This is a genomic window from Methanoregula sp. (assembly GCF_052325125.1).
Classification (GTDB): domain Archaea; phylum Halobacteriota; class Methanomicrobia; order Methanomicrobiales; family Methanospirillaceae; genus Methanoregula.
In genome coordinates this window covers 1-8,978 of record NZ_JBKQWO010000043.1, presented here as the reverse complement: position 1 = coordinate 8,978, position 8,978 = coordinate 1, and the positions used below count along the sequence as shown (strand labels likewise).

Annotated in this window: 8 protein-coding genes and 1 tRNA gene; 4 read left to right on the top strand and 5 right to left on the bottom strand. The window is 58.7% G+C overall.

Annotated features, from left to right (window positions below; all coding sequences use genetic code 11):
• Window positions 1–1,409: DUF3821 domain-containing protein (locus ACLQMU_RS10005; protein ID WP_443673689.1), on the bottom strand; the 1,409-nt coding region annotated here is incomplete at its 3' end.
• A gap of 674 nt (window positions 1,410–2,083) precedes the next feature.
• On the opposite strand from ACLQMU_RS10005, the gene ACLQMU_RS10000 reads away from it, so the two are divergent.
• Together ACLQMU_RS10000 and ACLQMU_RS09995 are read left to right on the top strand one after the other, a co-directional pair.
• Window positions 2,084–2,809 carry a thymidylate synthase gene (locus tag ACLQMU_RS10000; protein WP_443673688.1) on the top strand — a complete coding sequence of 242 codons (726 nt, stop codon included), beginning with the start codon at window positions 2,084–2,086 and terminating at the stop codon, window positions 2,807–2,809.
• A gap of 70 nt (window positions 2,810–2,879) precedes the next feature.
• Window positions 2,880–2,952, top strand: a tRNA-Gln gene (locus ACLQMU_RS09995).
• 623 nt (window positions 2,953–3,575) lie between these two features.
• Here ACLQMU_RS09995 and ACLQMU_RS09990 read toward each other — a convergent pair.
• The 4 genes from ACLQMU_RS09990 to ACLQMU_RS09975 form a co-directional block, all read right to left on the bottom strand.
• Window positions 3,576–4,301 carry a DUF1614 domain-containing protein gene (locus ACLQMU_RS09990; RefSeq protein ID WP_422149269.1) on the bottom strand — a complete coding sequence of 242 codons (726 nt, stop codon included), beginning with the start codon at window positions 4,299–4,301 and terminating at the stop codon, window positions 3,576–3,578.
• Between the two features lie 25 nt (window positions 4,302–4,326).
• Window positions 4,327–4,926 carry a fibrillarin-like rRNA/tRNA 2'-O-methyltransferase gene (locus ACLQMU_RS09985; protein ID WP_422149268.1) on the bottom strand — a complete coding sequence of 200 codons (600 nt, stop codon included), beginning with the start codon at window positions 4,924–4,926 and terminating at the stop codon, window positions 4,327–4,329.
• Window positions 4,923–5,810: an NOP5/NOP56 family protein gene (locus tag ACLQMU_RS09980; protein WP_443673687.1), complete on the bottom strand. Its 888-nt coding sequence runs from the start codon at window positions 5,808–5,810 to the stop codon at window positions 4,923–4,925. Before ACLQMU_RS09980 ends, ACLQMU_RS09985 begins: the two co-directional genes overlap by 4 nt.
• A 98-nt stretch (window positions 5,811–5,908) precedes the next feature.
• Window positions 5,909–7,123 carry a tripartite tricarboxylate transporter permease gene (locus ACLQMU_RS09975; protein WP_424039975.1) on the bottom strand — a complete coding sequence of 405 codons (1,215 nt, stop codon included), beginning with the start codon at window positions 7,121–7,123 and terminating at the stop codon, window positions 5,909–5,911.
• A gap of 79 nt (window positions 7,124–7,202) precedes the next feature.
• Between ACLQMU_RS09975 and ACLQMU_RS09970 the strand changes: the two genes are divergently transcribed.
• Window positions 7,203–7,895, top strand: coding sequence for a uroporphyrinogen-III synthase (locus ACLQMU_RS09970; protein ID WP_422149265.1), 693 nt, complete (start codon window positions 7,203–7,205; stop codon window positions 7,893–7,895).
• Window positions 7,880–8,854: an RNA-guided pseudouridylation complex pseudouridine synthase subunit Cbf5 gene (locus tag ACLQMU_RS09965; RefSeq protein WP_422149264.1), complete on the top strand. Its 975-nt coding sequence runs from the start codon at window positions 7,880–7,882 to the stop codon at window positions 8,852–8,854. Before ACLQMU_RS09970 ends, ACLQMU_RS09965 begins: the two co-directional genes overlap by 16 nt.
• The last annotated feature ends 124 nt before the right edge of the window (window positions 8,855–8,978 follow it).

Here is an 8,978-nt window from a genome sequence, read left to right as displayed (position 1 = left end):
CCGAAGTCCTGCTCGGTACGGATGGTGTACTGCTGTGCCTTGGTCCAGTTGGTCGTCGAGAACTGAACGGTTCTCGTGCCGGTCTGGTCGAGGGACACGTTGGCATACTCGAAGGTACCGTTGCCGATTGCGGCAGAGTTGGGACCGGCGGAGGACATATCGCTACCGTGAGCGACGTTGCTCCAGATGGATATACCGCTCTGGAATACGTAACCACCGTTGTCTGCGAACGGGTTGTACGGAACGAGCGCGGCTGGTGCACTGCTCGTAGAAAGGGGGTCAAACTGGACTCCTGCCTGGTTCGGGGTGATGTACGGCGGCTGGTTGTTGTAGCTGCCATCCATGGAGCTGGTGCCCTTAATCCACAGGTGGTAGACCTGGTAGGGCTTGCCCGTGATCGTGACCGAGAACGGCTTGCTGCGGACAACTGAGTTCACGTTCGCTGCGAGCGCCACGGTGTTGGATGAGATGGTGACCGTTGCGGGCTGGCTGATGGTCTTACCGGTGTAGGTTGCGCCACCATTCAGGTAGTTATCGTACATCCCGTTAAGCCTGGACTGGGCGAGAACCGTGTAGACACCTGCCGGGTAGGCGTTCTGGCCACTGGGAAGGAGTGCGCCGGTCGACCAGTTGGGTGCGTAGGAACCAGAACCGGTAGTAGCGGTAGTGGGCTGTCCTCCACCATTTGTACCCCAGAACCATACGGCGGTAGTTACATTCTGCCCGACAATGGACTGGGTAGCAAAGTTACTTCCGCCAGTATACAGTGAAGTATACGTGTTCCCGGAGGCACTCTTTACCTTGATATCAATGTTACCAATTGGGCCACCTGTTGCTGTATCATTCACACGAAGGGTCGGACTGTTGATTGCCGACTGGAGGTTCGTGTTGATACGGAGCGCCAGATAATCTCCCTGGATCGATGTTCCACTGGTTACCGTTGTTCCGGTAGAAAGATCCCAGACATCGATAACGAGGCTCGGGTCTGCAACCGTGAAGAACTGGCCATAGGTGGTGTTACCGAAACCTGCGTTAACGGTACCTGCCGGGTTAACGACATACCAGTTTGCATTGCCGCTGGCGACTGATGTTGCAAATGCAGCAGATGAAACGTAGAACGCGCCATCCTGAGTGCCGCTACCGTTAAGGGTGAAAGTCGCGGATGGTGATGTGGTTCCGACATTAGCTGCGGATGCCCACCATCCAATTTGCTGAACGGGTGTGCCCAGTTTTGAGTTAAAGTACACTTCAACAGGCGTCACATTCAGTTGCTGTTCGCCAATATACACTGTTGCGCCCGGGCTGATGAGCGTGTTGTTCACATCGTAGTAGGTTGCCGATACCGGCAGTACTGCGACAAGAACCAACGCGACAAGTGCAATCAGTGCAATCGTTAATCGCTTAGTCATTCGTTTTCCTCCAAATGTTACATCATACATTTCAAGCCGGGGAACCGTTTCGACATTTGCCGAATAACGATTCTACGAGCCCCATACTCCGTTTAGACGGAATATGGAGGAATATTTGTAAAAGAGCTAATATATCCTTTGTGGTTGTGTTGGCTCTCAATTCCGGGGCAGGAAACACCCGTTTTTTTAAATTCGCCGCGTCTTGAGAGTTTATACGGTACCAGTCCGGCAGGGAAGATTCCCGGTTCCCGGCCTGTAGTCCCTTTATAGACTCAGCCGGATTCGCGCACGAGCCGGGCAATGGGTTCCCTCAGAAATGTATGCTGTGTACATAGTATATAGTACACCGTGAAAAACGCTGCACGCTCACGCACTATACATATTGTAGAGGATGGAGGGGCCCTTACCCCCCATGGGAAAATCTGCGCCACGCAGTGATGCCGGTTACAGTTCTCAGGTTCTGCCGGGGAAAAACGCAAAGACCGGCCGGAGCGCCGCAGATACAGTAAGAGAATTTTTCCGGAGACTCCCGTGAAAATTGTCCGTATTGGGTACGGGGATCTTTATCTCCACCTATTCTACGATGGACGAGAAGCCTGAGAAAGCGGCCGGGGAGCACCTGCTCCCGCTGCCAATTGCAACACATATATGATACCGGCGCCAACCCATGTTCCATGAGAGTCATCCGGGCCCCTGCGATCGGGCGGGCACACGAACTGGTCGTGAAGATGATCCTGGAAAAAGGACGGGTCCTCCAGACCGAAGATGACGAGGCCACCGTTGAATTCGAAGAAGTGGCCCTTCAGGTCGATACTCCGCTTGCCGGGCCGATGGTAAGTCCCCATTCCCGGTTCCAGCAGAGGTTTGTCGAGCAGTACGCAACCGACCTGCTGCATGGCTCGCACGCTTCCTTCGAATACGACTACCACGGCCGGCTCTTTGACTGGGGCGAGCGCCTGTCTGTGGACGGGGTGCCGGTCCATGTCGACCAGATCGAATACATTGCAGAAAAACTCAGAACGTCTCCCGTCAGCCGGCGGGCCATCGCCATCACGTGGAACCCGGTGATCGACGAGCAGCTCGACGACTGTCCCTGCCTCCAGCTCGTGCAGTGCACCCTCCGTGACGGCAGGCTGGCCATGAAAGTGATCTTCCGCAGTAACGACATGCTCACCGCAGCCGGTGCCAACATGTACGCCCTTGTCCAGCTCCAGAAGTCCATCGCAGACCGGCTTGGCGTGCCGTGCGGTACCTACACCCACATCTCGCTTGTCCCGCACATCTATTACCTCCGGGACATGCACGATATCGAACCGTTCTGCGGAAAAGGCGAATTTATCCAGCCGGTACAGGAAGTCTGCCGGGCCTGTGGGCGCTGTGACCGGTCAAAAAGCGCCTGATGCACCAGGAGCGGGCGCGAATATCCGTCACTTTAATTAGGCTCCAGCGGCAAAAAGTATGAGGCAATACAGCCCGGTAGTGTAGCGGTCAATCATGCGAGGCTCTGGATCTCGCGACAGCAGTTCGAATCTGCTCCGGGCTACTCTTTTCGTGTGTGATGTATTCGCGAAGGACTTTTATTGAGACATACGTGCTGTCGGTTTAGCCAGACAAAACCCCTTGTCCGTAAAAAATCTCAAGATCGCTCTGGCTTCACACCGAATATTTTATGACCGGAAAAATTTCGACCGGAAATTTTTTGGATCTGCCGGATTTCGGGCCGTAAATTTTCCGGCCCGGGAACTTTCGACCGGAGTTTTTTTTGATTTTTCAACTTTCGAACGGGAAAAAATCCGGCAAAAAAGTTTTTCAGCCCAAAAAAAGGTGTCAGTTAGTCTGCCGCGACACGGATAATTATCCGCTTCGCGGATGTACATCTGACACCTGATTTTTTTCACCGACGTGAATTCCCGACCGCGATCCCCAAATTTTTAAAAAATGCCGGGCCGCCCGCACCGGCAAAAATTTTTCGTCTGCAAAAAAATCCGGAATTTATTTTTCGCACCGTAATTTTTTCCGCCCGGGAACTTTCAATCCAAAAAAATCCGGGCGGCCGGGATTTCAGCGCGAGCGGTCGTGCGGAAATGTATGCCAGCCTATGGACAGTCCGGATTTTTCGAGCACAGGAAATGTATGGACGCTCTAAAAAAAAAGTGCGGGCACACATCATGCAATAAGTGCGGACAGGATGCACGCGACAAAGATTGCGCCAAACGTCCCTGCGCCGCCAATGCTGACCTGCGGTACTTCGAGATCGCCGACGTGGGGCAGATGCGCGATATTCGCGCCAAGCAGGGTGCCGATGGTCCCGCTGACAAAAGCGATGACCCCTGCCGAAAGTCCCGGCCCCCCGGCAAGGAGAATACCGCAGAGAAGGGCGGTCAGCCCGGGAATAAAGAGCGGCGCCCGTATCCCCACTCCGATCATAGGCCGGGTCGTCGCATAGGCGATCGCAGCAACGATCAGGACGGCAGCCGGCACCTGGAGCCAGAGAAGGTTTCCACTCATCACCGGCAACGCGCGGTACAGGAGGTAGACCGACAGGGCGAGGGGGATGATCGCTCCCCCCAGGTTGACCGCAATGGTCGTCTCCCAGAGCCCGCCGTTTTCTCCCGGGGCAAACGCTTCCGGGAACTGCCCGGTCCCGGTGTGGGGCATCCGTATCGTCTCCCGCCGGACTTTCCAGACCGGGAGGTTGACCAGGCTGCACAGCAGTATCAGGATCACGAGGGCGGTCGCCGTGAGCCACGAGAGCCCGACAAGGTTTGTGATCGCTTTCCCTGCAAGGCCAAGGAACAACAATGGTACGACGATGATGACAAGCCCGATAACGACAATCAGCGCAAAGATGGTCAGGGGACCTGCAGAATAAACACGGATATTGTTCGGCATGGTAATTTCCCGGGACTGACTGGTGCTACCAGGTACACACGATTGCAGCGTGGTCCTGGTGGTAAGGCGCAAGCCAGGTACTCTCAGTTACTGTGAGCCCCGCGGAGATGAGGATATCGAGGGTGTCCCGGAATACCTCCTCCGGTTGTTTCCGGATATCCACGCTCCTGGTCTTGAGCATGAGGATAAGGTGGCCGCCGGTTTTGAGGAATACACAGTTCCGGAGGGCGATGGACGCCTGGTCAGGCTGGGCCACATCCTGGTAGAGGAGATCCACGGTTTCCACGAGCGGCGCATACTGCTCCGGGCAGGATGCGTCTGCCATGATCGGCATCACATTCCTGCGCCGGCGTGCCACTTCGAGCAGGTCCTGCATCGGGCGGGGCGCAAACTCCACGGCATACACAACTTCAACGTAATCCGCCACATGGGAGACGGTGGTCCCGTTTGCCGCCCCGAGGTAGAGAACTTTCATATCCGGGGGGAGTTCGATACCGGTTCCCACGAGATACAGGGCGGAGAGCTTGCTCCGGTACGGATCCCAGACACGGTACCCGTCAAGCATCCGCTCACCGTAGACCCCTCCCTCGCCTTTCGAGACCAGCACATCGCCAAGCCGGATCACGGCTGCCCATCCTCCCCCGGCGCTCCTGCCCGGTCGATGCGGGCCTGCGCATCGTCAAGGAATGACGGAACTGCGCAGCCCCGGTAGAAATCCAGCCGGGCGGCAATCGCCAGTTTCCCGGCAAGCACCCGGGCGACTTTTCCCCTGGCATCGCGGGGGGCGTTGTGTACCCGCCGGTGCTGGAAGATGATCCCGTGCTTGGGAGAGGGCGCATGAGTCCTGATGTGCATAAAGAGCGCGGTCCGGGCGCCGAGCACCTGGATTGCGCTGGCGGGCAGACGGGAGAGTTCCTTAAGCCCCCCTGCGTGAGAGAGGAGCCGGGCGGCAACAAGCCCCCCGATGAGCGCGCTCGTGTTGGGCATCACCTCGCATGCCCGTGCCGACACTTCTTTTGCGAGGGCGGTCCGGGCATCTGCAAGGCTCGTGATCTCGGCGGCGACTTTCCCGAGCGCCCCCCCGCCGCCGCGCTCCCGGTTCCGCTCGCTGATGGATTTGACCAGCACGTGCGCCGGTGTCCTGCGGTATTTGCGGGAGAACGAAGGGTGCCGGATCTGGTACCAGTCCGCCACCCGTTCCGAGAGGACGTTGATGACGGTGTCCATCTCGTCGAGCGTCCTGACCATCTGGAGCAGTTCCACGTCTTTTGCCGCATACTGGTCCCGGACTGCCTGCTCCGATCCTGCGATGCAGACCTTCTGGAGCAGGGAGAGGTACTCCGCACGGTCATGACAAAACCCGCAGGCAACGGCCTGCTGCCAGTCAGGAGGAATAAAGGCATCCATGCTGATCCGGATCTCCCGGGCCCGGCGGGCGCACGCGGCTGCATCGCCGGTAAAGGGCGTGCAGTGCCCCTCCGAAATATCCCCGAACCAGAAGGACTGCATGATAGGAACTAGGCAGCGCACGGGTAAAAAATCCACGGATCGCCATGATCGGGAACCGGTGTGCGGCCGGTGGCCGCAGGCAGGGTTCAACCCGGGGATCAGACCCACGCGATGCCAAATGAGTACATGATCACCGGCACCATGATCGCGCCCATACAGTAGACACGCGAGACATTGATAAGATGCGGCACGATCCCGACAACCGTGGCGAGAACAAGAATTACGATCCCAAACGGCCCGGTGAGGAGGATGCACAGCCCCACCACAAAAATGATCACCGCCCGGTTGAGCATCCGGCCATTGATCCCGGTGAGCCATCCTGCCGAACGCGAAAGCCCCACCGTGACGACATACGCGATGCAGGCCGCAAGCACGCCGATGATCGTCAGTTCGCTCATGGACGGAAGGGGCAGCTCCGCGAGCGCGACCATCACGCCGTTCCGCATCCGCGAGAGCGCAAAGAGCGCGGCAAGCCCGATAAAGGCATTCGCCGTGTTTGCCGCGCTCGTGGCAAGGATGTAGGCCCGGCGATCCTTCTCGTACCCGATCACTGAGGCCAGTGCGCCGTTTGCGGTTGCGGTCGAGAGCCCGGGCAGCCAGCCGACCGCTATCCCGGCAAGGGTTCCCAAAAGGGAGCACTTCGCCACCGTAGTGTTTTCCACCCGCAGGCCCCGGAACTGCTGCACTGGCAGCGCTCCCTGGGATGCGACCAGCAGGACGGATATACCAAAGAGTCCGGTGAGGAGGGGCATGAGAATGGCAGCCTCCCCTCCAAGCGTGTGCCAGCCAAGGAATTCGTACCGCAGGGTAAAGATACCCAGGAGGCCGGCAACGGCAAAGATGGCAAGCGCCCACCCGGGCGATTCGCTCATCACGATCATGGAGCCAATGACAGCAACGATCAGGATGCCGATGCCCCAGTCGAAGTACGGCTGGAGGGCAGGGAGGAACAGGAAACAGAGCACTGATAGAGGAACGGCAATGATGATGGCACAGGCGCTCCCGAGCGCGGCGATACGGACCGCTTCCTCGCCGTTCCCTTCGAGGCAGAGGGCATGTGCCGGAAGGACTGAAAGTGAGGTATCCGCGTCGGGAACCCCAAGGAACGTGGACGGGACAGCCTCAACAAACGTATGCGTGATCAGGGCGGCAAACATCGCGCCGGCAAGGGCAAGCGGCCCGAGCACGGCGAGGAGGGCTGCCTGCGCACCGAGCAGCACGCCGGCAAGCGTGTTCGCGTGCACGCCGGGGATCAGCCCGCTCAGGGTACCAAGGAGGACTCCCAGCAGCGTCCCGATCACGATCTCGATCATCAACCAGAAGGTACAGGAGAATGGACATAAATCAACCGAAATGCATACCATCTTATCATACAGGGATGATGAACCCGTAATGAAGATCGCAGTCACCCGTCTTGCAGGAAAGGAGGAGCGGGACGCGGCCCGGTGCGCAGCGTTCGGGCACGCGTGCTACAGCGTCCACCCGCTCCGGTCCGAGATCCAGGAGGATGTCATCGCCGCGTTTGCCGGTTCCGTTGAACGCGGGGAGTTCGACTGCCTTTTTTTCACGAGTGCACTTCCGGCAAAAATCCTTGCTCCTCTCCTCAAAAAGACCCCCCGGGTCATTGCAATCGGCCCCGAAACGGCACGGGAACTGGAACGGTACGGGGTTGCCTGCGAGACCCTGCCCGGTTTCTATTCCCGCGATTTCGTCCCGTACCTGGGGGACTGGATTGAAGGCAAAACGATTGGCCTTCCCCGCGCCGACGTCCCGAATGCACCCCTCATCGATGCGATTACGCGCGCGGGAGGGATCGCCCGGGAGTTCCGCTGCTACCGGCTTGCGTCCACAAACGAGCCGCTCGACCTTGACAGAGCCGATGCCATCCTTTTCACGAGCGCGATGTCGTTTAAAAAAGCGATCTGGACCCCGCGCCGTGACCTGATGGTGATGGCTATCGGGGATATCACGGCCGCAGCGCTGATGTCCGGGAGAACGATACCAGCCATTGTCGGGGACGGCTCTCTCGAGGGGACGCTTGCCGCATTAAACGAACACCGGGGACGGATATGGATAATACGATGACCGCACTGCAGGAATTCCGTGAGCCGGATCAATCCGGCACCGTACCGCTCCGGCACGGTGCGGGCATCATCGTGATTGACAAGCCCCGGGGGCCCACGAGCCACCAGGTTGCCGCGTGGGTGGGAAAGATGCTCGGCTGCCAGATCGGTCACGCGGGCACGCTCGACCCGCAGGTATCGGGCATTCTCCTTGTCATGCTGGGAAATGCCGTGCGCCTCGCGCCGCTCCTCCTGAAACACGACAAGGAATATGTCTGCCTGATGCGCCTGCACAAGGAAGTGGACCGCCAGCGTATCGATGAGATCGCGGCGGAATTTACCGGACGGATCTACCAGCGCCCGCCCCGGAGGAGCGCGGTAAAACGTCTCCTGCGCATCCGCACCATCCAGCAGCTGGATGTTCTCGGCGTTGAGGGGAGACTGGTGCTCATGAAGGTCAGGTGCGATGCCGGGACCTACATCCGCTCGCTCTGCCACCACATGGGCCTTGCGCTCGGTGTCGGGGCGCACATGCAGGAACTGCGGCGGACCCGGTCGGGTGCCTTCGATGAGCACGTCATGCATACGCTCCACGATCTGCAGGACGCCTGCGCTGAGGCAGCAGCCGGGAACCGGGCCGCACTGGACGCCATGGTGGTCTCGGTCGATGCTGCGGTACCTGATCTCCCGACCGTCATCGTCCGGGATACCGCGATCGATGCGCTCTGCCACGGCGCAGTGCTTGCGGGGGTCGGAGTAATCCGCTGCGATGAGTTCAAAAAAGATCAGATCGTAGCCGTTCTCTCGCAGAAACGGGAGTTTGTCGGGCTCGGGAAAGCGCTCGCCGCTTCAGCCTCATGGAAACCCGGAAAGAACGGGCTGTTTGTCGCCATGACCACCGTCTTCCTTGCCCCGGGTACGTACCCGAAGGGCTGGAAGAAAGGCTGCCCACCGGAAAAACCAAAAAAGCCAGTGCATTGAAAGGATAGCATTAAAAAAATACCCGGCAAATACATGGGATACACTTTTTGCTGAGGTAGTCTAGCGGTAGGGCGCAGGCCTGGAAAGCCTGTGGTGCGAAAGTGCCTCGGGGGTTCAATTCCCC